Source organism: Agrobacterium sp. LMR679, from assembly GCF_027157905.1.
Lineage (GTDB): Bacteria > Pseudomonadota > Alphaproteobacteria > Rhizobiales > Rhizobiaceae > Agrobacterium > Agrobacterium leguminum.
In genome coordinates, this window is the sequence record NZ_JAPVOJ010000002.1 from 2,606,947 (window position 1) to 2,631,725 (window position 24,779).

General features: G+C 59.9%; 19 protein-coding genes and 1 pseudogene. 12 read left to right on the top strand and 8 right to left on the bottom strand.

Features of this window, described 5'->3' with window-relative positions; all coding sequences use genetic code 11:
• The first annotated feature begins 101 nt into the window (after window positions 1–101).
• Both O3W47_RS23405 and O3W47_RS23410 read left to right on the top strand, forming a co-directional pair.
• Window positions 102–1,595, top strand: a complete 1,494-nt coding sequence (locus tag O3W47_RS23405) for a D-alanyl-D-alanine carboxypeptidase family protein (protein WP_269314702.1) — start codon at window positions 102–104, stop codon at window positions 1,593–1,595.
• An 83-nt stretch (window positions 1,596–1,678) separates the two neighbouring features.
• Window positions 1,679–1,939 carry a hypothetical protein gene (locus O3W47_RS23410; protein WP_003502750.1) on the top strand — a complete coding sequence of 87 codons (261 nt, stop codon included), beginning with the start codon at window positions 1,679–1,681 and terminating at the stop codon, window positions 1,937–1,939.
• A 96-nt stretch (window positions 1,940–2,035) separates the two neighbouring features.
• Here the strand turns inward: O3W47_RS23410 and gyrA are convergent, their stop codons facing one another.
• On the bottom strand, window positions 2,036–4,828 hold the full coding sequence (gene gyrA, locus O3W47_RS23415) for a DNA gyrase subunit A (protein WP_269314703.1): 2,793 nt from the start codon (window positions 4,826–4,828) through the stop codon (window positions 2,036–2,038).
• A 217-nt stretch (window positions 4,829–5,045) separates the two neighbouring features.
• Here gyrA and O3W47_RS23420 point away from each other — a divergent pair, with 217 nt between their 5' ends.
• Together O3W47_RS23420 and O3W47_RS23425 are read left to right on the top strand one after the other, a co-directional pair.
• On the top strand, window positions 5,046–5,675 hold the full coding sequence (locus tag O3W47_RS23420) for a MarC family protein (protein ID WP_174024834.1): 630 nt from the start codon (window positions 5,046–5,048) through the stop codon (window positions 5,673–5,675).
• A gap of 132 nt (window positions 5,676–5,807) precedes the next feature.
• Window positions 5,808–6,956 carry an HPP family protein gene (locus tag O3W47_RS23425; protein ID WP_269314704.1) on the top strand — a complete coding sequence of 383 codons (1,149 nt, stop codon included), beginning with the start codon at window positions 5,808–5,810 and terminating at the stop codon, window positions 6,954–6,956.
• Window positions 6,957–7,026: 70 nt separating this feature from the next.
• Here O3W47_RS23425 and O3W47_RS23430 read toward each other — a convergent pair whose 3' ends face one another.
• The gene (locus tag O3W47_RS23430) at window positions 7,027–7,602 is read right to left on the bottom strand and encodes a single-stranded DNA-binding protein (protein ID WP_269314705.1); all 576 of its coding nucleotides are present in this window, start codon (window positions 7,600–7,602) and stop codon (window positions 7,027–7,029) included.
• A 264-nt stretch (window positions 7,603–7,866) separates the two neighbouring features.
• On the opposite strand from O3W47_RS23430, the gene uvrA reads away from it, so the two are divergent.
• Together uvrA and O3W47_RS23440 are read left to right on the top strand one after the other, a co-directional pair.
• Window positions 7,867–10,788: an excinuclease ABC subunit UvrA gene (gene uvrA / locus O3W47_RS23435; protein ID WP_020809937.1), complete on the top strand. Its 2,922-nt coding sequence runs from the start codon at window positions 7,867–7,869 to the stop codon at window positions 10,786–10,788.
• 56 nt (window positions 10,789–10,844) lie between these two features.
• Entirely contained in the window at window positions 10,845–11,645 is an 801-nt protein-coding gene (locus tag O3W47_RS23440; RefSeq protein ID WP_137451949.1) for a DUF72 domain-containing protein, read from the top strand.
• A gap of 6 nt (window positions 11,646–11,651) precedes the next feature.
• Here the strand turns inward: O3W47_RS23440 and dusA are convergent, their stop codons facing one another.
• Window positions 11,652–12,662 carry a tRNA dihydrouridine(20/20a) synthase DusA gene (dusA, locus tag O3W47_RS23445; RefSeq protein WP_269314706.1) on the bottom strand — a complete coding sequence of 337 codons (1,011 nt, stop codon included), beginning with the start codon at window positions 12,660–12,662 and terminating at the stop codon, window positions 11,652–11,654.
• A 137-nt stretch (window positions 12,663–12,799) separates the two neighbouring features.
• On the opposite strand from dusA, the gene O3W47_RS23450 reads away from it, so the two are divergent.
• Together O3W47_RS23450 and O3W47_RS23455 are read left to right on the top strand one after the other, a co-directional pair.
• Window positions 12,800–13,489, top strand: coding sequence for a fumarylacetoacetate hydrolase family protein (locus tag O3W47_RS23450; RefSeq protein ID WP_174024828.1), 690 nt, complete (start codon window positions 12,800–12,802; stop codon window positions 13,487–13,489).
• A gap of 33 nt (window positions 13,490–13,522) precedes the next feature.
• On the top strand, window positions 13,523–14,056 hold the full coding sequence (locus tag O3W47_RS23455) for a gamma carbonic anhydrase family protein (RefSeq protein ID WP_080816990.1): 534 nt from the start codon (window positions 13,523–13,525) through the stop codon (window positions 14,054–14,056).
• Between the two features lie 36 nt (window positions 14,057–14,092).
• Here the strand turns inward: O3W47_RS23455 and zur are convergent, their stop codons facing one another.
• Genes zur through znuC form a run of 3 tightly spaced genes read right to left on the bottom strand, consistent with a single transcriptional unit; the run spans window position 14,093 to window position 16,228 of the window.
• Window positions 14,093–14,506 (bottom strand): zinc uptake transcriptional repressor Zur, encoded by a 414-nt coding sequence (zur, locus tag O3W47_RS23460; protein ID WP_020809932.1) that lies wholly within the window; start codon window positions 14,504–14,506, stop codon window positions 14,093–14,095.
• Entirely contained in the window at window positions 14,503–15,321 is an 819-nt protein-coding gene (gene znuB / locus O3W47_RS23465; RefSeq protein ID WP_137451945.1) for a zinc ABC transporter permease subunit ZnuB, read from the bottom strand. The genes zur and znuB overlap by 4 nt, the downstream gene beginning before the upstream one ends.
• A complete protein-coding gene (gene znuC / locus O3W47_RS23470; protein ID WP_269314707.1) occupies window positions 15,314–16,228 on the bottom strand; it encodes a zinc ABC transporter ATP-binding protein ZnuC in 915 nt (304 codons plus the stop codon). Before znuC ends, znuB begins: the two co-directional genes overlap by 8 nt.
• Window positions 16,229–16,332: 104 nt before the next feature.
• Between znuC and znuA the strand changes: the two genes are divergently transcribed.
• Window positions 16,333–17,325 (top strand): zinc ABC transporter substrate-binding protein ZnuA, encoded by a 993-nt coding sequence (gene znuA / locus O3W47_RS23475; protein WP_269314708.1) that lies wholly within the window; start codon window positions 16,333–16,335, stop codon window positions 17,323–17,325.
• Window positions 17,326–17,514: 189 nt separating this feature from the next.
• Here znuA and O3W47_RS23480 read toward each other — a convergent pair whose 3' ends face one another.
• Window positions 17,515–18,567, bottom strand: coding sequence for a LacI family transcriptional regulator (locus O3W47_RS23480; protein WP_170985721.1), 1,053 nt, complete (start codon window positions 18,565–18,567; stop codon window positions 17,515–17,517).
• A 489-nt stretch (window positions 18,568–19,056) separates the two neighbouring features.
• Here O3W47_RS23480 and O3W47_RS23485 point away from each other — a divergent pair.
• The 3 genes and pseudogenes from O3W47_RS23485 to O3W47_RS23495 all read left to right on the top strand — a co-directional run bounded on the left by O3W47_RS23485 (window position 19,057) and on the right by O3W47_RS23495 (window position 23,207).
• Window positions 19,057–21,556, top strand: a pseudogene (locus O3W47_RS23485) (beta-mannosidase).
• Window positions 21,557–21,659: 103 nt separating this feature from the next.
• The gene (gene mgrA, locus O3W47_RS23490; RefSeq protein WP_127756005.1) at window positions 21,660–22,691 is read left to right on the top strand and encodes an L-glyceraldehyde 3-phosphate reductase; all 1,032 of its coding nucleotides are present in this window, start codon (window positions 21,660–21,662) and stop codon (window positions 22,689–22,691) included.
• 189 nt (window positions 22,692–22,880) lie between these two features.
• Window positions 22,881–23,207: an RcnB family protein gene (locus O3W47_RS23495; RefSeq protein ID WP_003525025.1), complete on the top strand. Its 327-nt coding sequence runs from the start codon at window positions 22,881–22,883 to the stop codon at window positions 23,205–23,207.
• Window positions 23,208–23,274: 67 nt separating this feature from the next.
• Here O3W47_RS23495 and gndA read toward each other — a convergent pair whose 3' ends face one another.
• Complete coding sequence (gene gndA, locus O3W47_RS23500; protein ID WP_269314709.1) at window positions 23,275–24,705, bottom strand: NADP-dependent phosphogluconate dehydrogenase; 1,431 nt, start codon at window positions 24,703–24,705, stop codon at window positions 23,275–23,277.
• Window positions 24,706–24,779 lie beyond the last annotated feature (74 nt).

The following is a 24,779-nucleotide window of genomic DNA, read 5'->3' on the forward strand; positions in this document are numbered from 1 at the left end:
TTATGGAAGGCAGATACCTTTCATAAACCACTTGGTAACGCCATCCCGATAAAGTTTCTTCCCGGAGCATCGGGCGGGGCGTGTCCGAGCGGAACAGAAATATGCGATTGAAGAGTTCAGCAGTGTTGAAAAGTCTATCTGGGGCACATTCGCGCAAAGCGGGTGCGACGTCTTTCGTAAGGTTTATTGCGTTAACCCTTGCTGCGGCGTTCATAACCGCAACATCCGTTCAAACCGCAAAGGCCGATCCGAAATATGCGGGCATCGTCATCGATGCCAAGACCGGCAAGGTCCTTTATGGCGAGGATCCGGACGGGCTGCGTTATCCGGCTTCGCTGACGAAGATGATGACGCTTTATCTGACATTCGAGGCGCTCAATACCGGACGTATCTCGCTCGATTCCAAGGTGCCGGTGTCAGCCAACGCCGCCAAGGAGCCGCCATCCAAGCTTGGCGTGCGCGCCGGCGGCAGCATCACAGTGGAACAGGCTATCCTTGCACTCGTCACCCGGTCCGCAAATGACATGGCAACCGCGCTCGGCGAATATCTCGGCGGCTCGGAAGACCGTTTCGCCAGAATGATGACCGCCAAGGCCCGTGCACTCGGCATGACCCGCACGACCTATCGCAACGCCAACGGCCTGCCCAACACGGCGCAGATGACGACGGCGCGCGACCAGGCCCGCCTCGGCGTCGCGCTTCGTCAGCATTTCCCACAATATTACGGCTATTTCTCTACCCGCACCTTCAACTTCGGCAAGCAGGTTATCGGCAACCATAACCGCCTCGTCGGAACCGTGAAGGGTGTGGATGGCATCAAGACCGGTTATACCCGCGCAGCCGGCAGCAACCTTGCCACATCGGCGCAGCTCGACGGTCGCTCCATCGTCGCCGTCGTTCTTGGCGGCCGCTCCAGCGCTGCCCGTGACGCCACCATGCGCAAGCTTGTCGCAACCTATCTGCCGCAGGCATCGCGTGGCGGCAACAGCAACCTGATCGCGCAGACCCGCTCAGCGCCGGTCGAAGAGCCCGTCGCCGTGGCCGCTGCTGTTCCGTCCGTTGCAGTTGCAGCAACCGCAGCCGGCCTGCCCAATTCCGGTCCGGTGCCGCAGACCCGTTACGAAGAAGCGCCGGTTACCGCCTTTGCAGGCTCCTCTTCCAATGCAGCCCTCAAGGCCATGGAAGCCGCCACCTGGCAGAAGGGCAAGGATCCAATCAATCAGGCGCCCGCTGCGCCGGACCGCAAGTTGATCACCAACTCGACCAAGGTGGACAATATCGTCACAGCCTCCACCACGGCGCCTGTCGTCTCCGCCCCTTCGGTTTCGGCCAGGTCCGAGGCTCCGCAGGGCGGCTGGGTGATCCAGATCGGTGCATCTCCCGATGAGAACTCCGCGCGCGGCCTGTTGCAGAACGCGCAGGAAAAAGGCGGCGCGGCACTGCGCTCCGCAAAACCCTTCACAGTCGCCTTCAGCAAGGACGGCTCCCAGATCTACCGCGCCCGTTTCGGCGGTTTCGATGGCCAGAACGCCGCGGTGAATGCATGCAATGCATTGAAAAAGAAAGGCGTCAGCTGCTGGGCGTCACTCCAGTAACAGACGTTTCCGCAGGCGGTGCTTCATGGTCGAAACATCGCCTGTCTCCTCGAAGTTTGTAATGTGTAGCGAGGCTTTCCAAGATGGCAGTCAACGAGAATTATTCGGACATTGCGTCTGGCAACGGGCATGGCAGCCTGTCGGTTCTGCATCCCATTCACGAAGCGGCGATGCGTATCGCCGATCTCGGTCTCAATCGTTCCAAGGCGAAGACACGCGATCTCGTGGCGCTGCTTCTGTCGCACGGCGCCCGCGCCTGGCGCTCCAATCAACCGGAAGCGAACATCCACCTTCATGTCGCTAGCCGCTCGGGTCGCGCTCCGGTCCATATTCGCATTCGCTGAAAATCAAACGCAGTCGACAAGGCACAAACAAAAACCCCGCGGAGCCTGAGCGCCGCGGGGTTTTTCTTGACTGGTAACCGAAGATAACGAGGCGGCTTACGCCTCGTTTTCCGGTGCCTCCGGCGTATCCGGCAGATCGTCGGCGGCATCTTCGCCATTGCCGTTTTCCGCTTCGTCGTCGCCTTCAGGCTCGTTGATGCGCTCCACGGAAACCACCTTCTCATCCTTGGCGGTCGAGAAGATAGTCACACCCTTGGTGGCGCGGCTGGCGATGCGGATGCCGTTGACCGGCACGCGGATGAGCTGACCGCCATCGGAAACCAGCATGATCTGGTCGCCTTCTTCCACGGGGAAGGCCGCGACGAGTTCGCCGATTTCGTTGGTCTTCGAGGTATCGGTGGCACGGATGCCCTTGCCGCCGCGACCCGAGGTGCGGAAATCGTAAGAAGAGGAACGCTTGCCGAAGCCCTTCACGGAAACCGTCAGCACGAATTCTTCGCGTGCCTTCAGTTCCTGATAACGCTCTTCACTGAGTTCACCCTCTTCCGTCACCTCTTCGCCGACGAGCGCGATATCGTCCTCATCGACGCCTGCGGCACGCCGTTCGGTAGCCGAGCGCTTCAGATAGGCCGCACGCTCCCAAGGTTCAGCTTCCACATGGCCCACAATGGTCATGGAGATGATGCGGTCGCCCTCGGCCATGTTGATGCCGCGCACGCCGACGGAGTTGCGACCGGCAAAGACGCGCACATCGTCCACGGGGAAGCGGATGCACTGGCCGAGCGCGGTCGTCAGCAGCACGTCGTCGCGGTCCGTACAGGTTTCGACGGAGAGGATTTCATCGCCCTCCTCGTCCAGCTTCATGGCGATCTTGCCATTGCGGTTGACCTGCACGAAATCGCCGAGCTTGTTGCGGCGAACCGTGCCGCGCGTCGTCGAGAACATCACATCCAGCGTTTCCCAGGTCGTTTCGTCCTCGGGCAACGGCATGATGGTGGTGATGCGCTCGCCGGGCTCCAGCGGCAGCATGTTGATGAGAGCCTTGCCCTTGGACTGCGGCGTGCCGATCGGCAGGCGCCAGACCTTTTCCTTGTAGACGATGCCACGCGAGGAGAAGAACAGCACCGGCGTATGGGTGTTGGCAACGAAGAGACGGTTGACGAAATCCTCGTCACGCGTCGCCATGCCGGAACGGCCCTTGCCGCCGCGACGCTGCGCCCGGTACGTGGTCAGCGGCACGCGCTTGATGTAGCCGAGATGCGAAACGGTGACGACCATATCCTCACGGGCGATGAGGTCTTCATCGTCCATATCGGGACCGCCCTCGACGATCTCGGACCGGCGCGGCGTGCCGAACTCGTCGCGGATGGCGACAAGCTCGTCCTTGACGATCTGCTGGATGCGCAGGCGCGACGACAGGATTTCGAGGTACTCGGAAATTTCCGCACCGATCTTGTTCAGCTCGTCGCCGATTTCATCGCGGCCAAGCGCGGTGAGGCGGGCAAGACGCAGTTCGAGAATGGCGCGCGCCTGCTCTTCCGAGAGATTATAGGTGCCGTCTTCGTTGATGCGGTGGCGCGGATCGTCGATAAGACGGATCAGGCTTTCCACATCCTGCGCCGGCCAGCGCCGCGTCATCAGCTCTTCGCGGGCCGAAGCGGGATCGGGCGCATGACGGATAACCCGGATGACCTCGTCGATATTGGCAACCGCAATCGCCAGACCGACCAACACATGCGCGCGCTCGCGCCTCTTGCGCAGCAGATATTTCGTACGACGGCTGACGACATCCTCGCGGAAGGCCACGAAGGCGCGCAGCATGTCGATGAGCGTCATCTGCTCCGGCTTGCCGCCGTTCAGCGCCACCATGTTGCAGCCGAAGGAGGTCTGCAGCGGCGTGTAGCGGTAAAGCTGGTTCAGGATGACTTCGGCATTGGCGTCGCGTTTCAATTCGATGACGACGCGATAGCCCTGACGGTCGGATTCGTCGCGCAGGTCGGAAATGCCCTCGATGCGCTTTTCCTTGACCAGTTCGGCCATCTTTTCGATCATGTTCGCCTTGTTCACCTGATAGGGAACTTCGGTGATGATGATCTGTTCGCGGTCACCGCGCATCGGTTCGATGGTGGCGCGGCCGCGCATGATGACCGAGCCGCGGCCGGTCTCATAGGCCGAACGGATGCCGGAACGGCCCATGATCAGCGCGCCGGTCGGGAAGTCCGGGCCGGGAATGATCTGCATCAGTTCCGGCAGCTCGATCGCCGGATTGTCGATCATGGCGATACAGCCGTCGATGACTTCCGAAAGATTGTGCGGCGGAATATTGGTGGCCATGCCGACCGCGATGCCGCCTGCCCCGTTGACCAGAAGGTTCGGGAACTTCGCCGGAATGACGACCGGCTCCTGCAGGGTGCCGTCATAGTTGTCGCGGAAATCGACCGTTTCCTTGTCGAGATCGTCGAGCAGCGAATGGGCGGCCTTTTCCAGACGGCATTCGGTATAACGTTCTGCCGCCGGCGGATCGCCGTCGATGGAGCCGAAATTGCCCTGCCCGTCGATCAGCGGCAGGCGGAGCGACCAGTCCTGCGCCATACGCGCCAAAGCGTCATAGATCGCCGCATTGCCGTGCGGATGGAATTTACCCATCACGTCCCCGGTAACGCGGGCGCATTTGACGTATTTCTTGTTCCAGTCGATGCCGAGTTCGGACATGCCGTAAAGAATACGGCGATGAACCGGCTTCAGGCCGTCTCGCACATCGGGAAGCGCGCGGGACACGATGACGCTCATGGCGTAATCGAGATACGACCGCTGCATTTCCTCCATGATGGAAATCGGTTCAATGCCTGGCGGAAGTTTTCCGCCGCCGGGGGGGCTCTGGTCAGTCAAAACGGATCACATTCTCTGTTAAGAATCGGATGGATTTTTATAGCGGAAACAGCCACGTTACGCCAATTTCCCGGCGAGTTTTGAACAGGCTTTTGCGTCATTTGCAAGACGAACGCCGCTTTTCACGATTTAGCCCGGCAAAAGCGCCGCCGCTCCCTTTCAAAGTGCCGGCGACTTGCGTAGGCTCCGCCCTAAAAACAGATGAGACGGGGAAAGAATGGCCAGCAGCGAAACGCTCATCAACGCGCTTACCACACTTCTGGTCACGCTCGATCCGCCGGGCCTTGCCCCCGTCTTTCTGGCGCTGACCGCCGGTATGACGCGCGACCAGCGCAGCCAGGTGGCGCTGCGCGGCTCCATCATCGCCTTCGGCATTCTCGCCGTCTTCGCGCTCTTCGGCCTTGCCATCCTCAATCTTCTCGGCATCTCGCTCGGCGCTTTCCGCATCGCCGGCGGCCTGTTGCTGTTCTGGATTTCCTTCGAGATGATTTTCGAAAAACGCCAGGAGCGCAAGGAAAAGACCTCCGAGATCGCCATTACCAAGGACCATCTTCACAATCTGGCGGTCTTTCCGCTGGCGCTGCCGCTGATCGCCGGGCCAGGCGCCATTTCCGCGACCGTGCTACTTGCCGGCTCGATGAAAACCACCGTCGAGATGGTGGTGCTCATCCTGATCCTCGCTTTCGCCATGGCCCTCGTTTATGCCGCGTTGATCGTCTCGGAGCGGATGGACCGTTTTCTCGGCAATACCGGCCGCGCGATCCTCACCCGGCTGCTCGGCGTGCTGCTTGCCGCCCTTTCCGTGCAGTTCGTGGTCGACGGCATAAAATCGGCCTTCGCTTTTTGAAAAGCCGCCCCTTGGTGGCGCCAGCGCAATAAATTCCCGCCAACCGCTGAAATGCCGGAAAATCCTCCCTTTAAATCCGACCGCCGCTTCGGCTAAAAGACGCATGTTTTTTCGGATTCGAAAGTTATCTCCATGCGTTCCACGCTGCGTCGCCTCATCCCGGATGCCGCACCCGTCAGCAACAGGGAAAGGCTGCGCTCCGCAACCGGCGCCTTTGTCGGCATCCTGCTGACCGGCCTTCTGGGAAGTCTCGCTCTCAGTTTCGACCCCACGCTGCCCGCCATGATCGCGCCGATGGGCGCTTCGGCCGTGCTTCTGTTCGCCGTGCCTTCAAGCCCGCTGGCGCAGCCCTGGTCGATCCTCTGCGGTAACCTCGTTTCGGCCTTCGTGGGCGTGACAATCGCTCTGCTGGTTCCTGATCTATTTCTTGCCAGCGCGCTCGCCATCAGTCTTGCCATAGCCGCGATGATGGCCTTGCGCTGCCTGCACCCGCCAAGCGGTGCGGTGGCGCTGACCGCCGTTCTTGGCGGCCCTGCCGTGCACAGTCTGGGTTATGGCTTCCTGCTCTGGCCGGTCGCCGGAAATTCGCTGATCCTTCTTGCCCTGGCCCTCGCCTATAACAATGCCACCGGCCGCGCCTACCCTCATGGTCTGAAGCTTGGCAAGGCTGCCCACGGCACCACGGATCCGACCCCCATCCAGAAAATCGGTTTTTCCTCCAACGACCTCGACGAAGTGCTGAAGGAATATGACCAGGTCCTCGATATCGACCGTGACGAGCTCGAAACCATTTTACGCAAGACCGAACTGCGCTCCTGGCGTCGCCGTGCGCTGCATCTCGATTGCGCCAGCGTCATGTCGCGCGATGTGGTCGGTGTTGCGCCCGATGACAGTCTGCGACACGCCCATGCCCTGATGCACAGCCACCATTTAAAGGCATTGCCGGTCACCAACGATAAAGCGGAGATCGTTGGCATCGTCACCCAGACGGATTTTCTGGAAAAGGCAAGCTGGAGAAACGGCCGCCCCTCCATCGGTTTCCTGCAGCGGCTGCGCCTCATCCTCTCCGGCGCAAGCGCCCCCAACGATACCGTCAAGGACATCATGACATCGCCGGTCAGAACCGTACGGCCGGAAACGGCAATCGAGGAGGCCATCATCCGCTTTGCCGAAGAAGGACTGCATTACCTGCCGGTTATCGACGCCAGAGGCAAAATGGTGGGCATCGTGTCGCAATCCGATGTCATGGTCGCGATGCTGGCGGACAAGGTCGCGGCATAGGTCCTCGCAGCCTCAAAGCGGGCAGTCCGTGGTTTGCCCGGTGCCCGCCTCCTGTCAGTCGCTGTCCCGCTCAGAACGGAATATCGTCATCCATATCGTTGGAGAAGCCGCCGGAAGGCTGGCCGCCGCCACGGGAAGAGCCGCCGCGCGACGAGGACTGCTGGTCGTAACCGCCACCGTAACCCGAGCCGCCGCCGCTGCCATAATCATTGCCGCCGCCGAAATCGCCGCCGCTGCGGCCACCACCCTCACCGCGACCATCGAGCATCGTCAGCGTGGAGTTGAAGCCCTGCAGCACGATTTCGGTGGAGTAACGGTCGTTGCCGGTCTGGTCCTGCCATTTGCGCGTCTGCAGCTGGCCTTCAATATAGAGCTTGGCGCCCTTCTTGACATATTGCTCGACGACCTTGCACAGGCCTTCGTTGAAGACGACGACGGTGTGCCATTCGGTCTTTTCGCGGCGCTCGCCGCTGTTACGGTCCCGCCAGGTCTCCGAGGTGGCAATGCGCAGATTGGCGATGGGGCGGCCATCCTGCGTCCGGCGGATTTCGGGATCGGCGCCCACGTTCCCGATCAGAATTACCTTGTTTACGCTACCAGCCATCTCGTCATCCTGTCCGCCGGCCATCATGACCGGCAATTGCATTTCAAAAAATTCGCCACACAATAGCTGCCGCCGCCCGCAAAGGGCACCGCAAGCATGGAACTATCCACAAAGAATAATCTTAAGCTGCGGGAGCAGACATTCGCGCTTGCAATTCGTTCCTTTTTTGTTCTATTAAATCGCAGATTTCGAGTCAAGCATTCCGAAAAGCTGCGACCGATTGGGAATAGACCTCGACACATCCGGCTGCGTCACTACATAAGGACGCGCTGCCATCAAGCCTGTTATTTTTGTCCGAGCCTTGTCATGAGTGAACTGAAGACGATTTCCATCCGTGGCGCCCGCGAGCACAACCTCAAGGGCATCGATCTGGACCTGCCGCGCAACAAGCTGATCGTCATGACCGGCCTTTCCGGCTCGGGCAAGTCCTCGCTTGCCTTCGACACGATCTATGCCGAGGGCCAGCGCCGTTATGTCGAAAGCCTCTCGGCCTATGCGCGCCAGTTTCTGGAAATGATGCAAAAGCCGGATGTCGACCAGATCGACGGCCTGTCGCCGGCAATCTCCATCGAGCAGAAGACCACATCGCGCAATCCGCGTTCCACGGTCGGCACGGTCACCGAAATCTACGACTATATGCGCCTGCTGTTCGCGCGTGTCGGCGTCCCTTATTCGCCGGCCACGGGCCTGCCGATCGAAAGCCAGACGGTCAGCCAGATGGTCGACCGCATCCTCGCTTTCGAGGAAGGCACACGTCTTTATATTCTCGCGCCGATGGTGCGCGGCCGCAAAGGCGAATATAAAAAGGAACTCGCCGATCTGATGAAGAAGGGCTTCCAGCGCGTCAAGGTGGATGGCCAGTTCTACGAAATCGCCGACGTACCCGCCCTCGACAAGAAATACAAGCACGATATCGACGTGGTGGTCGACCGTGCGGTGGTGCGCCCGGATATGGCGGCGCGCCTTGCCGACAGTCTCGAGACCTGCCTCAAGCTCGCCGATGGTCTGGCGGTTGCCGAATTCGCCGACAAGCCCCTGCCGCCGGAAGAAACCGCCGCCGGCGGTTCCGCCAACAAGTCCCTCAACGAGACCCATGAGCGGGTGCTGTTTTCGGAAAAATTCGCCTGCCCCGTTTCAGGCTTTACCATTCCCGAAATCGAGCCAAGGCTGTTCTCCTTCAACAATCCCTTCGGCGCCTGCCCCAGCTGCGATGGCCTCGGTTCGCAGCAGAAGGTGGATGAAAACCTGATCGTGCCGGAGCCCGCCCGTACCCTGCGCGACGGCGCCATCGCTCCCTGGGCGAAATCCTCGTCGCCCTATTACAATCAGACGCTGGAAGCGCTCGGAAAGGCTTTCGGTTTCAAGCTGTCGAGCAAGTGGTCGGATCTTTCGAAAGAGGCGCAGCACGCCATCCTGCAGGGCACCGATGACAAGATCGAATTCAACTATCAGGACGGCGCCCGCTCCTACAAGACCGTGAAGAACTTCGAAGGCATCGTGCCCAATCTGGAGCGTCGCTGGAAAGAGACCGACAGCGCCTGGGCGCGCGAGGAAATCGAACGCTACATGTCGGCGGCCCCCTGCCCGGCCTGCGCCGGTTATCGCCTGAAGCCGGAAGCGCTCGCCGTCAAGATCAACAGGCTGCATATCGGTGAAGTCACCGAAATGTCGATCCGCACCGCGCGCGACTGGTTCGAGGTGCTGCCGGAAAGCCTCAACGCCAAGCAGAACGAGATCGCAGTCCGCATCCTCAAGGAAATCCGCGAACGCCTGCGCTTCCTCAACGATGTCGGGCTGGATTATCTCAGCCTGTCGCGCAATTCCGGTACGCTTTCCGGCGGTGAAAGCCAGCGCATCCGGCTGGCCTCGCAGATCGGTTCGGGCCTCACCGGCGTTCTCTATGTTCTCGACGAACCCTCGATCGGCCTGCACCAGCGCGATAATGCCCGGCTGCTGGATACGCTGAAACACCTGCGCGATATCGGCAATACCGTCATCGTGGTCGAACATGACGAGGACGCCATTCTGACGGCGGATTATGTGGTCGATATCGGCCCCGCCGCCGGCATTCATGGCGGTCAGGTGATTGCGGAGGGCTCGCCGCAGGAGGTGATGGCCAATCCGAAATCGCTGACCGGCAAATATCTCTCCGGCGAACTCGGCGTCGCCGTACCGGCAGAGCGCCGAAAGCCCAAGAAGGGCCGCGAGATCAAGGTTTTTGGTGCACGCGGCAATAACCTGAAGAATGTTACGGCCGCCGTGCCGCTCGGTGTTTTCACGGCCGTAACCGGCGTATCGGGCGGCGGCAAATCGACCTTCCTGATCGAGACGCTCTACAAGTCGGCGGCGCGCCGGGTGATGGGCGCGCGCGAAATCCCGGCCGAACACGACCGCATCGACGGGTTCGAATTCATCGACAAGGTCATCGATATCGACCAGTCGCCGATCGGCCGCACGCCACGTTCCAACCCGGCCACCTATACCGGCGCCTTCACGCCGATCCGTGACTGGTTCGCCGGTTTGCCGGAGGCCAAGGCGCGCGGTTATGCGCCGGGCCGTTTCTCCTTCAACGTCAAGGGCGGCCGCTGCGAGGCCTGCCAGGGCGATGGCGTCATCAAGATCGAGATGCACTTCCTGCCTGACGTTTACGTCACCTGCGATGTCTGCCACGGCAAGCGTTACAATCGCGAGACGCTCGATGTCACCTTCAAGGGCAAGTCCATAGCCGACGTGCTGGATATGACGGTGGAGGAAGGCGTGGAGTTCTTCGCCGCCGTGCCTGCGGTGCGCGACAAGCTGCAATCCCTGTTCGATGTCGGCCTCGGTTACATCAAGGTCGGCCAGCAGGCCAATACGCTCTCCGGCGGCGAGGCGCAGCGCGTCAAGCTCGCCAAGGAACTGTCGAAGCGCTCGACCGGCCGCACGCTCTATATTCTCGACGAACCGACGACGGGCCTGCATTTCCACGATGTCAACAAGCTCCTGGAAATGCTGCATGCTCTGGTCGAACAGGGCAATTCCGTCGTGGTGATCGAGCATAATCTCGAAGTCATCAAGACGGCTGACTGGATCATCGATATCGGGCCTGAAGGCGGCACGGGCGGCGGCGAAGTGGTCGCGACCGGCACACCGGAGGACATCGTCAAGGTCGAGCGTTCCTATACCGGTCACTTCCTGAAGGAGCTTCTGGAGCGCCGGCCGGCCGGAAAACGGGAGGCTGCGGAGTAATCCGCAGCTTTCGTCGCAAGGGTTCGATAGGCCGAAGGCCGGAGGAGGAACAGCATATGTCGACATCAGGCACGATCCGCACCGGTATCGGCGGCTGGACCTTCGAGCCATGGGAAGGTACGTTTTATCCGGAAAAACTGCCGAAGAAGCGCCAACTGGAGCATGCCAGCCGGCAGCTCACGGCCATCGAGGTGAACGGCACCTATTACAGCAGCCAGAAGCCGGAAACTTTTGCCAAATGGGCTTCCGAAGTGCCCGAGGATTTCGTCTTCTCGCTAAAGGCGAGCCGCTTCGTCACCAACCGCAGGGTTCTGGCCGAGGCCGGTGAATCGATGACGAAGTTTCTGACGCAGGGGCTGACGGAACTCGGGTCCCACCTCGGCCCGATCCTCTGGCAATTCGCGCCGACGAAAAAATTCGACGCGGAGGATTTTGGCGCATTTCTGTCCCTGTTGCCGCAGAAGCAGGACGGCATCCGTCTTCGCCATGTCGTCGAAGTGCGCAACGAGACATTTCAGGTTCCGGAATTCATCGAACTTCTCTCCAAACACAAGGTCGCCGTCGTCTGCGCCGACCATCATGACTATCCGATGCTGCCGGATGTGACGGCCGATTTCGTCTATTGCCGCCTGCAAAAGGGCGAGGACGATATCAAGACCTGTTACCCGAAAAAAGACATCGACCACTGGGCCGAGCGGGTAAACACATATGCGAAGGGTGGCGTGCCGGACGATCTGCCGCTGATAGCGCCGGATCGGAAAGTCGAAAAGACACCGCGCGATGTCTTCGCCTTCTTCATCACCGGCGGCAAGGTGAATGCGCCTGTTGGTGCACAGGAATTGCAAAAGGCGGTCTGAGCGCTTTCAGCCCGCCATGTCTTTCGTCGGGCTGAAATCGATGGCCGAAAAAGCGGCCTCGATCACCTCCGGGCCAGCGCCCGGCCGGGTGGCATCGCTGGAGAGGATTTGCCGGAAACGGCGCGCGCCGGGCATGCCCTGAAACAGCCCGACCATGTGGCGGGTGACGTGGTTGAGACGTCCGCCTGCGGCGATATAGTCGGCGGCATAGGCCATCATCGCGTCACGCAGCGCCATCCAGTCCGGCTGGCGAGCCTCTTCGCCATAGATACGATGGTCGACATCGGCAAGAATGGACGTGTTGTGATAAGCGGCGCGGCCAAGCATCACGCCATCCATATGCTGGAGATGCCCGCTCGCCTGATCGAGATCGGCGATACCGCCATTGATGCCGATAAAGACATCAGGGTTTTCCCGCTTCATGCGATAGACGAGATCATAATCGAGCGGCGGCACTTCGCGGTTTTCCTTTGGCGAAAGCCCCTGCAGCCAGGCTTTTCGCGCATGAACCCAGACCGCGTCCGCGCCTGCCGCAACAACCCATTTCAGAAAATCCGGCAGAACCGCTTCCGGCTGCTGATCGTCCACGCCGATCCGGCATTTCACCGTAACCGGCACGCTGGCGACAGCCTTCATTGCCGCGACACATTGCGCCACCACGTCCGGCTCGCGCATCAGGCAAGCACCGAAGGTGCCGGATTGCACGCGATCCGAGGGACAGCCGACATTGAGGTTGATCTCGTTATATCCGTAATCGCCGGCGATCCGCACCGCCTCGGCAAGTTTAGTCGGATCAGACCCGCCAAGCTGCAGCGCGACGGGATGTTCCTCAGGGTGATAACCGAGCAGCCTGTCGCGCTGGCCGTGGATGATGGCATCGGCGACGATCATTTCGGTATAAAGCAGCGCGCGCTTCGACAATTGCCGGTGCAGAAATCTGCAGCGGGTATCGGTCCAGTCGATCATGGGGGCCACGGCGAAGATTTTTTCGCCGCTTGCAAGCGCTTGTCTGTACATGGATTAACCTCTTTGCGCCGGCTTCTACAGCAAAGGACCGTAAAAAGCCAGTTTTGCAGCCGGGGTCATTTTGAACTGGAAATCGCTCCGGAATCGCGGGACAAGAATTGCACCGAAAAAGACGACAGGAAATCCACATGGCCGCCACCGTCATCCCCGCTCCGAAACCCGTTCTCCTGCCCGTGGAAGGCACGGACGATCTGTTCCCCGTACGGCGGGTCTATTGCGTCGGCCGCAATTATGCCGATCACGCCATTGAGATGGGCCACGACCCCTCGCGCGAGCCGCCCTTTTATTTCCAGAAGAACCCGGACAATCTGCTGCCCGCCGGTCAGGATTTCCCCTACCCGCCGCTGTCGTCGAATGTGCATTACGAAGTCGAGTGTGTCGTGGTTCTGAAAAGCGGCGGTGCCGATATCCCGGCATCCGAGGCGTTGGACCATGTCTGGGGTTATGCCGTCGGCATAGACATGACCCGCCGCGACCTGCAGGACGGCCTGAAGAAGATGGGCCGCTCCTGGGAAGGCGCGAAGGCTTTCGAATATTCCGCACCGGTCTCTCCCATCGTTCCCGCAGACAGGGTCGGCCACCCCGCCACGGGTGCGATCTGGCTCGACGTCAATGGCGAACGCAAGCAGACGGGTGATCTTGCCCAGATGATCTGGAAGGTGCCGGAAGTGATTGCCGAGCTTTCCAAGCTGTTCACGCTTGCCGCCGGTGACGTCATCATGACCGGCACACCGGCCGGCGTCGGCCCCATCGTACGTGGCGACCGCATCGAATGCGGCGTCGAGGGTGTCGGCACACTGGGCGTCACGGTTGCCTGAGGCCGTCGAAAAAACAAAAGGGAGGACACCACCATGCCGCTTTACCGCCTTGCCGACCGGGTGCCGCAGACCCCCGCCCCTGATCGCTACTGGGTGGCGCCCGATGCCAATGTCATCGGCTCGGTCACGCTCGGTGAAGATGTCGGCATCTGGTTCGGCGCGACGCTGCGCGGCGATAACGAGCCGATCAGCATCGGGCGCGGCACCAATATTCAGGAAGGCGTGATGGTGCATAGCGACCCCGGTTTTCCCGCCGTCATCGGCGAAATGTGCACCATCGGCCACCATGCCATCGTGCATGGCTGCACCATTGGCGACAATTCGCTCGTCGGCATGGGCGCGACGATCCTGAATGGCGCGAAGATCGGCCGCAACTGCCTCGTCGGCGCCAATGCGCTGGTGACGGAGGGCAAGGAATTTCCGGACAATTCCCTGATTGTCGGCTCGCCGGCGCGCGCGATCCGCACGCTGGATGATGAGGCCGCCGCGGGGCTGCGCCGCTCGGCGGAGAAATACATCGAAAACTGGAAGCGTTTTTCGAAAGATCTGGCGATCATCGAAGGATAGGAAACGGCGGGCATCCACGCCCGCCCTGCCATGAGATTAAGCCGAGCAGGCGGCGCAGAGGCCGCGAATTTCAATGGTGGTCTTTTCCGCCTTGAACTTGCTGTCCTTCACCCAGCGCTCCAGGCGGTGGTCGATTTCATGATCGTGGAATTCCGTCACCTGCCCGCAGGATTCGCAGATGGCGAAAGCCACCGTGCCATGGTGGTGCGAGCAGCACTCAGCCTGCGTGTGGGTGCAGGCAACGAAGGCGTTGAGGCTCTCGAGCCGGTGCACGAGACCAAACTCCACAAGCTTTTCCAGCGCCCGGTAAACCTGCAGCGGCGCACGAAAACCCTCATCCCGCAGCTTGTCGAGGATCATATAGGCGCTGAGCGGCTGATGCGCGTTTGAGAGGGCATTCATGACCAGCGACTGGTTCTTGGTGAGGTTCTGCTGGGTCTGCGCATTCATGATTTGCCTCCTTCATCCGCGGCGCGGGAAAAACCCGGCGCCGGCAACAGGCTTATAACGAAGAGGATCACCGCGGCAACCACGATGGATGGGCCGGACGGTGTATCGTAACTGAGCGAGCCGAACAGGCCGCCGACAACGGCGACCGTACCGATCAGCGAAGCCACCACCGCCATCACCTCGGGCGTGGCGGAAAAACGTCTGGCAGTCGCCGCCGGTATGATGAGCAACGACGTGATGAGCATGATGCCGACCACCTTCATGGCAATGGCGATCACCAGTGCCATCAATAGCGTGAAGATCAGCTTTGCACGCTCCGGGTTCAGCCCCTCGGCCTCGGCCAGCTCCGTATTGACGGTGGAGGCAAGCAGCGACCGCCACAGGAACACCATGGAGACGATGACCACCAGCCCGCCGCCCCAGATCAGGGCGATATCGCTGCGGGTGACGGCGAGAATATCGCCGAACAGGAACGAGACGAGATCAATGCGCACCCAGCTCATGAAAGCGACGATGACGAGACCGATCGCCAGCGCCGAATGGGACAGGATGCCAAGCAGCGCATCGGCGGAGAGCGCCTGACGCCGTTGCAAGAAGAGCAGCAGGATCGACACGGCCGACGCCACCAGAAAGACGCTGACAATGAGGTTGAGCTGTAACAGCAGCGACAGGGCGACGCCGAGCAGCGCCGAATGCGCCATCGTATCGCCGAAATAGGCCATGCGACGCCAGACAACGAAACAGCCGAGAGGACCGGCAGTGAGCGCAACGCCGATACCGGCGACCATGGCGCGAACGAAGAAATCGTCAAACATGGCGCTCTCCCTGTCGCTCGCTGGGAGGCGTATGGCCCTCATGCTCATGGCCGCAACCACACTCGTCATGGCTGTGGTGATGGTGGCCGTGGTCATGCATATGGTGGTGCCCATCCTCGGGGTGGCAATGATCGGTCACCGAACCATCCGCATGCTGGACCCGGCCATCGGGCAGATGGGTATGATCGTGATGGTGGCTATAGACAGCGAGCGCCTTGGCTGCGGCGCCGCCGAACAGCCGCATATATTCCGGGCTCTGGCTCACCGCCTGCGGCGTGCCACGGCAGCACACATGGCCGTTCAGGCATATGACGGTGTCGGTTTCGGCCATTACCACATGCAGGTCATGCGAGATTAACAGAATTCCGCAATTATTTGAATTTCTGATATTTTTTATCAGATCGTAGAGCGCGATCTCGCCGGAGAAATCGACACCCTGCACAGGCTCGTCAAGAACCAGCAGATCGGGCTTGCGGGCGATGGCGCGGGCGAGAAGCGCGCGCTGGAACTCGCCGCCGGAAAGGTGCTGCACTTCCGCATTGGCGAGATGCGCAATGCCCGTCGCATTCAGCGCCGCGTCGATTTCGCGGGCTGGCAGCGGCCCGGTCAGCGTCATCAGCCGCCGCACCGAAAGCGGCATGGTCCAGTCCACGGAAAGCTTCTGCGGCACATAACCGACCTTCAGACCGGCAATGCGCGAAACCTCGCCCTCGGTCGGCTTCACCACGCCGATCGCCATTTTCGCGCTGGTGGATTTGCCGGAACCGTTCGGGCCGATCAGCGTAACGATCTCGCCTTTGCTGACGGAAAATTCCACACCGCGCACCAGCCAGCGGCCGTTGCGCTGCACGCCGGCATTGGCAAGGGAAACCAGTATCTCTTTGCCCCGATGGGCGGAATGAAGCATGGGATTGTCCGTTCGGCGATGTTGCTTACCGCTATTGCATACGTTATAGAGTTACGCAATAAATGTAATAACATAACTATACTTCTTCAAGTGGAGTGCATTTCATGAAATCGTTTCTGATCCCGCTCATGGCATCGGTGGCAATAGCGGCCGCCGCTTCCGGCGCCACCGCTGCGCCCGATGTCGTGGTCTCGATCAAGCCCGTCCATTCCCTTGTCGCCGCCATCATGCAGGGCGTCGGCGAACCGCAGCTCATCGTCGACGGCGCGGCCTCACCGCACACCTATAATCTCAGACCGTCCAATGCGCGCAAGCTGGAAAAGGCCGATGTGGTCTTCTGGGTTGGGCCGGGACTGGAAGCATTCCTGGAAAAGCCGCTCGAAGCGCTTGCCAGCAAGGCAACCGTGGTGGAACTGGAAGACGCAAAGGGTCTGGAAAAGCTGCCCTTCCGCGAAGGCGGCCCGTTTGAAGCACATGGCCATGGCGATGAAGGTCATGAGGCGCATGACGGCCATGCTGAAGAGGAAGGCGCGCACGATCATGGACACGACCATGCGGAGGGGCACGAGGACCATGACCACGGCGCATACGATACCCATCTCTGGCTCGATCCCGCCAATGCCAAGGCGATGGCGCAGACGATAGAAACCGCGCTGATCGCCGCCGATGCCGGCAATGCCGCGACCTACCAGGCCAACACCAAAAAACTGATCGACGACCTCGATGCGCTCGATGCCGAACTCAAGGAAACGATCAGGCCGGTGAAGGACAAGCCCTTCATCGTTTTCCACGATGCCTATCAATATTTCGAGCATCGTTACGGCGTGAAGACGGCGGGGTCGATCACCGTCAGCCCCGAAACCCTGCCCGGTGCGGACCGCGTCAAGCAGATGCAGGAAAAGGTTCGCCAGCTCGGCGCAACCTGCGTTTTCGCTGAACCGCAATTCGAGCCGAAGCTGATTTCGGTTATCACCGAAGGCACCGCCGCAAAGTCGGCGACGCTCGATCCGGAGGCAGCGACACTGGAACCTGGCCCGGACCTCTATTTCAAGCTGATGCGTGGCATTGCAGGCTCGCTGAAGGATTGTCTGTCCTGATGCGCATTGCCGCCCCTAACGCCCCGGCTCCGTCATTCCGGCTTTGAACCGGAATACGGCCAAGGCGTGAGCGATCGAAAGAATACATATTTCAAAACAGTTACTTGCGCTTGAAATATAAAGTACTGGATAAGGAAATGAGGCGCGACAATCGCAGAGACGTCGCGCCATCAATCGCAAAGCGGCTCGTTACGGCTTCGGCGCCATCGAAGACCAGACAGGACTGCTGATGCTCTGCAGGGTTTCCGGCGGCGCGCCGTTGATGCGCGCCAGAAGGGCCTTCGCAAGCTCCCTGCCCGCCAGCTTGATATCCTCATTGACGGTGTGGATCTGCGGCTTGATCCAGTTCAGGAACTCGGCGGACTGTTTCGAAACGATATCGATATCTTCGCCGATTTTCACACCTGCCGCTTCGAAACCGGCCACCAGCGCAATGGTGCTGCTGCCGCTGATCGAAACGATGCCGTCGGGACGGTCATCGGATTGCATCAGCCGCTGGCCGAAATCGCGGATTTTTTCGAGCGGCGTTTCGATGGTGATGGCATCCAGCGGAAATTCGCTAAGGCCGAAATCCCTGATCGCCCGGTTGAAACCCTTGCGGGCGTGATCGTGGAACGAAAACCGCGATGGCGGCACGACGACGGCGATCCTTTTGCGTCCGCATTGCGCCAGCCGCTCGACCGCCTCATAGGCATAGGCCTCATTGTCGAAATCATGAAAGGCATGGTCGATGCCCATATCGGACCGCCCATGGGTGACGAAGGGCATGTTGCGCTCGGTCATGAAACGAACGCGCGGATCGTTGGGCTCGATTTTCGAAATAATGACACCATCCGCCGAACCGGTATCGAGAATATAGCGGATCGGCACCATGGAATCCTTGGCATGGATGTGAGGCGTCACGACCAGATGGTATTGCGTCGTGGAAAGAACCTCGGTGATGCCGAATACCATCTGGCTGGTGAAACCCATCAGTTCTTCATCGACGCTCAGCACAAGGGCGATCACATTGGTCTTGCCGGTGCGAAGGCGCACCCCGGCGCGGTTTGGCTGGTAGCCGATCTGCCGGGCGATCAGCCGCACGCGCTCCTTGGTTTCAGCACCGATATCGGGCGCATCCTTCAGCGCGCGCGAGACGGTGGTGATGCCAAGACCCGTCATATAGGCGATTGTCTTCAAGGTCGGACGCTCGCCCGTGGTCGCGGGTATGTCGTCCCTGCCGGATTTGCCAGTATCGTTCATGTCATTTCGCCACGCTTTACCGAACGATAATCATAGATAGCTTTTGCGCTGTTGCAAAGGCAAAGGTCGGCAGTCAAAGGCCAGTTCGTCCGACTATCCGCCAGTTCAGCTAAAACGATATAGGTCCGGAAAATATTTCCCGACTGCGACCCTATTCTTCCGGGGCCAAAAGTTCGGATATCATTGGATAAAAATCCTAATTATCCAGATTAGAAAACTGACATAAAATCATAATATAAAATAATAAAACTAACGAATTACTGAGCGAGACAACGTCATTATTAAGACCCGGCGTTCCCCGGCATTTTTCGTGTTAATGATTCCCACTCAAAGGAATGACGGAACGATTGTTTTACGGTAACGTTGCCGAAGGGAGGAAATCGCAAAGCCGGATAAATGTGAGGCAGCCGCTTTGCGAGCATCCATTCTCCCCAGATTCTGACACAAGCCTGCACCATGATGCAGGCCAGTCTTCTTCGAATTCATATTATGCAGGGTCCGATTATGATTTCTTCTTCCTCGCCCGAAACCCTCATCGATCTGGCCGGGTCCTGGCGCCTGACCTCGGTGGAAGGAGACCACGCCACCCAGCTTTCCGTCCCGGGCGATATTCACACCGCGCTCAAAAATGCGGGCATCATTCCAGATCCCTATCACGGCGCCAATGAGAAGGCGGTGCAATGGGTCGCGCAGCAGGACTGGATTCTCGAGCGCACATTCATTCTCGATGAGGCGGATGCCAGCTGGTATCTCGATATCGATTACCTCGACACCGTCGCCATCGTCTTCGTCAACGACATCCCGGTCCTGAGCGCCGACAATTGCTTCCGCCGTTACCGCCCCGATGTTTCGCGCGCAGTGCGGCCGGGTGAAAACACCATCCGCATCCATTTCCATTCCAACATCGTGGCCGGTGCGGAGCGTCAGGCGCGGCAGCCCTTCTATATTCCCTATCACCCCGGCAATTCACCGATCGCCAATGGCAACATGTTGCGCAAGCCACAATGCCATTTCGGCTGGGACTGGAACATCGCCATTGCGCCGCTTGGGCTTTACGGCAAAATCCTGCTGAAGCGCCTCGATACGGCCCGCATCGAGCATGTCATCACCTCGCAGCATCATGTCGAAGGCGGCGTTGAGTTACATGTGGCCGTGACGCTGTTTGCCGAAGGCCCGGCAAGCCTGCCGGTCTACCTCTCCCTCAACGATGAAAGACTGCGGCTCGATTGCGGCGTCGGTGCCGGGCGAAACGGTGGTGCGTCACGTCTTCTTCGTGGAAAATCCGGAGCTCTGGTGGCCGGCCGGCAGTGGTGAGCAGACGCTCTACAGGCTGACGGTGGAATTGCCCGATGAGACCGTGACCCGCCAGATCGGCTTCAGGACCATCGAACTACTGACGGACAAGGATGAAGCGGGCAGCCGTTTCGCTTTCCGCATCAACGGCCGGGAGATATTCTGCCGCGGCGCCAACTGGATTCCGGCAGATGCGCTCCATTCGCTGACCAGCCGGGAAAAGACCGAAGACCTCCTCTGCTCCGCGGTCGAGGCCAACATGAACATGATCCGTGTCTGGGGCGGCGGGTTCTATGAAGAAGACTGGTTCTACGATCTCTGCGATCGTCTCGGCCTTCTGGTCTGGCAGGATTTCATGTTCGCCTGCAATCTTTATCCCTGCAGCGAGGACTTTCTCGACAATGTCGAACACGAGGTCGATTACCAGGTGAAACGCCTGTCCTCGCATGCCTCCATCGCGCTGTGGTGCGGCGATAACGAGCTGGTGGGCGCGCTGACCTGGTTCGATGAATCCCGCAACAATCGCGACCGCTATCTCGTCGCCTATGATCGTCTGAACCGCACCATCGAACGGGCCCTGAAAAAAGCCGCCCCCGAAGCGCTCTGGTGGCCATCGAGCCCCGCGTCGGGTTATCTCGATTACGGCGATGCATGGCACGCGGATGGTTCCGGCGACATGCATTACTGGTCCGTCTGGCACGAGAATAAGTCGTTCGACAATTACCGGTCGGTCAAACCCCGTTTCTGCTCCGAATTCGGCTTCCAGTCCTATACATCCATGCCCGTCATCCGCACCTATGCAGAAGACAGGGACATGAACATCGCCTCGCCGGTCATCGAACTGCACCAGAAGAATGTCGGCGGCAATGAACGGATCGCCGGCACCATGTTCCGTTATTTCCGCTTCCCCAGGGATTTCGAGAACTTCGTCTATCTGAGCCAGGTCCAGCAGGCGCTGGCCATCCGCACGGCTGTCGATTACTGGCGCTCGCTGAAACCCCATTGCATGGGCACGCTTTATTGGCAGCTGAACGACACATGGCCAGTCGCCTCATGGTCGAGCCTCGATTATGGCGGCGGCTGGAAGGCGCTGCATTATGCCGCCCGACGGTTCTTCCAGCCGGTCACGGTCTCGGCCATTCCCTCCAGGGATGGACGACAGGTGAGCTTTTCCATGGTCAACGACACGGCGGAAGATGTCGAGATCGACATGAACGTCGTTGCGCTGACCATGGACGGCAACCGCGTGCCGCTGAAATCCGCCAACGGCACATGCGCGACGGATAAGGCCGCGACGCTGACCGAAATCGACATGGACAGCCTGCCGGATGGCGCCATCCTTGCGTGGAGCTTCATTGCCTCCAACGGCATGACCGGGGAAGGCCATCACGTGCGCGACACCTACAAGGCGTTGGAGCTTCAGCCCGCCGGGTTGGATCTGTCAGTCGGGCCGCTGAAGAACGGTCAGTTTGAAATCGATGTCACCGCCGCCGGTCTCGCCCTCTTCGTCATGCTGGAGGCGGACCAGCCGGGGCGATATTCGGACAATCTGTTCGATCTTTCCGCCGGTGAAACGCGCCGCATCATCTTCACCCCGAAGGCGGATGGCCCCCAGCCACATTTCCGCATCTTCGATCTTCATTCCTGCCAATCCCCGCCCAATCCCGGCATTGAAACGATGCGGAGAAAGGCATAACCATCCCTCTCGGGAATGACAGGTGCGCCCGCACCTGTTTCCATCGGTTCAAAGGGTTGCCGGGTTCTCCGGCAGCCAGTCATCAGCAAGTGGAGGAAGACCCATGGTTTGGCAACCGGCCGAAAACCGATACGCGTCCATGAAATACAATCATTGCGGCAAGACCGGCCTGAAACTGCCGGCGATTTCGCTGGGGCTCTGGCACAATTTCGGCAACGATACGCCGCACCAGACGAAACAGGCCATTTGCCGCCGTGCCTTCGATCTCGGCATCACCCATTTCGATCTCGCCAACAATTACGGCCCGCCGCCCGGCAGCGCCGAAACTGCCTTCGGTGAAATCCTGAAGACGGATTTCGCCGGCTATCGCGACGAGATGATCATCTCCTCCAAGGCCGGTTACAACATGTGGCCCGGCCCCTATGGCGAATGGGGCAGCCGCAAATATCTGATCTCTTCCTGCGACCAAAGCCTGAAGCGCATGGGGCTGGACTATGTCGATATTTTCTATTCCCACCGTTTCGACCCCAACACACCGCTTGAGGAAACCTGCGGCGCGCTGGACCAGATCGTGCGCTCGGGCAAGGCGCTTTATGTCGGCATTTCCTCCTATAATTCGAAGCGCACCCGCGAGGCCGCCGCCATCCTCAAGGACCTCGGCACGCCCTGTATCATCCATCAGCCGAGCTATTCGATGATCAACCGCTGGATCGAGGAAGACGGTCTCGTCGATACGCTGGAAGAGCTGGGCATCGGCTCCATCGTCTTCTCACCGCTGGCGCAGGGCATGCTGACGACGAAATATCTCGGCGGCGTGCCGGATGGCAGCCGTGCATCGCAGAGCAAGTCGCTGAACCCGGCCTTCCTCAACGAGCGCAATGTTGAAAACATCCGCTCCCTCAACAGCATTGCCGAACGCCGCGGCCAGACGCTGGCCCAGATGGCGATTGCCTGGGTTCTGCGTGGCGGCCGCATCACCTCGGCGCTGATCGGCGCAAGCCGTGTTGAACAGGTCGAGGATTGCGTCAAGGCGCTCGACAATGCCGAGTTCTCCACCGAGGAGCTGGCGGAAATCGATCGTTACGCCAGGGATGCGGATATCAACCTCTGGGCAAAATCCGCCGAACGGGTCTGATACAAAAAGGTCGCCCGGTTACGCCGGGCGGCCTGCACGCTCCGAAACTTGCGCCAAGAAACTCAAAACAAAAGATTAACTCCCGCCCCTAAGCATTAACAACCATTACATAAATGTAATTTTAAATTCAGTTTCCGTTCATTCGTTTATTCGTAAGTTCTCCTCATCGAAACCCGAGAGGAAACTTCCATGAAAAAGTTCGTCACCATTCTTCTGGCAGCCACAGTTCTTGCAGCTCCGATGGCACAGGCCCAGAGCCGCCACGACGATCGCCATCGCGGCGTCACCGTCGAGCGTCAGGTCACCACCAAGAAAGTCATCGTCAAGAAGCACCGCTGGGATCGCGGCCAGCGCCTCTCGGCCCGTGAGCGTCGCAACATGGTGGACCGCCGTGACTACCGCCGTTACCACCTTGCAGAACCGCGCCGCGACCAGCGCTGGGTCCGCGTCGACAACCAGTTCCTGCTGATCAACGCCGTCAGCGGCCTCATCGTCGGCCTCGCCGCCGCCCGTTAATCCAAGTATCAATGAAATGAAAAAGGCCCGCTTGCGCGGGCCTTTTGTCGTTTGTCGTTTCAGCCGATCAGAAAATCTCGGCGCCGCTGCCCCATGGGCCGTGCGGCTTGTCGACACCGTCGGTGCGTTCGAAACCATGCGCGCCGAAGAAGTCGCGCTGCGCCTGAATGAGGTTGGCGCTGCCGCGACCGCGGCGATAGGCGTCGAAATAGCCGAGCGCCGAAGCCAGCGCCGAAACCGGCAGGCCGGAGAGCACGGCGTAGGAAACCACGCGGCGCAGCGGCGCATCGGTATCCTTGACGATGGCGGCGAAGGCAGGTGTCACGATGAGATTGGCCACATGCGGATCCTTGGTGAAGGCCGAGGTGATCTCATCGAGGAATTCCGAGCGGATGATGCAGCCGGCGCGCCAGATGCGGGCGATCGTCGGCATCGGCAGGTTCCAGTTGAACTCCTTCGAAGCGGCCGACATGATGGCGAAGCCCTGCGCGTAAGCACCGACCTTGGCGGCCAGAAGCGCGCTTTCCAGATCGGCGATGAAGGCCTTTCTGTCAGCCGGTGCCGCCGCGAGGGTCGGCAGGCCGAAGATCTTCTCGGCAGCTTCGCGCTCATCCTTCTGCGACGACAGGATACGGGCAGCCACGGCCGCCTCGATGGCGGTTGCGGCGACGCCCATGTTCTGCGCCTCGATGACCGACCACTTGCCGGTGCCCTTCTGGCCGGCCTTGTCGAGGATCAGATCGACCATCGGCTTGCCGGTGATCGGATCGGCGGCGCGCAGAACCTTCTCGGTGATTTCGATCAGGTAGGAATTCAGACGGCCCTTGTTCCATTCGGCGAAGACATCGGCGATTTCGACGGCGCTCATGCCAAGGCCATCACGCAGGATGCCGTAGATTTCGGCGATCATCTGCATGTCGGCATATTCGATGCCGTTATGGATGGTCTTGACGAAGTGGCCGGCGCCGTCATTGCCGAGCCATGCCACGCACGGATCGTCATTATATTTGGCGGAAATGGAGGTCAGCACCTTCTCGACACGCTTCCAGCTGTCTTCGGTGCCGCCGACCATGATCGACGGTCCGTGACGCGCGCCTTCTTCACCGCCGGAAACGCCCATGCCGATAAAGGTCAGGCCGCTATCCTTCAGATTGTCGAAACGGCGGATCGTATCGCGGAAATTGGCATTGCCGGCGTCGATCATGATGTCGCCATTGGCGAGATGGGGCTTCAGGATTTCCATCTGCTGGTCGACCGGATCGCCAGCCTTGATCATGATGATGATCGGGCGCGGAGGACGAATTGCAGCGACAAATTCCTCGATGGTTTCGCAGGGAATGATCTGGCCCTGCAGTTCGCCCGCATCGGCGTAGAATTTTCGTGTAACTTCCGGGGTTCGGTTGAATACGGCAATCTTGTTGCCCTTTTCCGCGATATTCAACGCCAGGTTCGAGCCCATGACGCCGAGACCGATCAAACCGATTTCTGCCTGTTCCACGGATGTGCCTCCATCTTGCTTTTAGGTGGTCGTGTTGTGGCACTGTAATGGACAAACGGCAAGGCTAGCCGGGA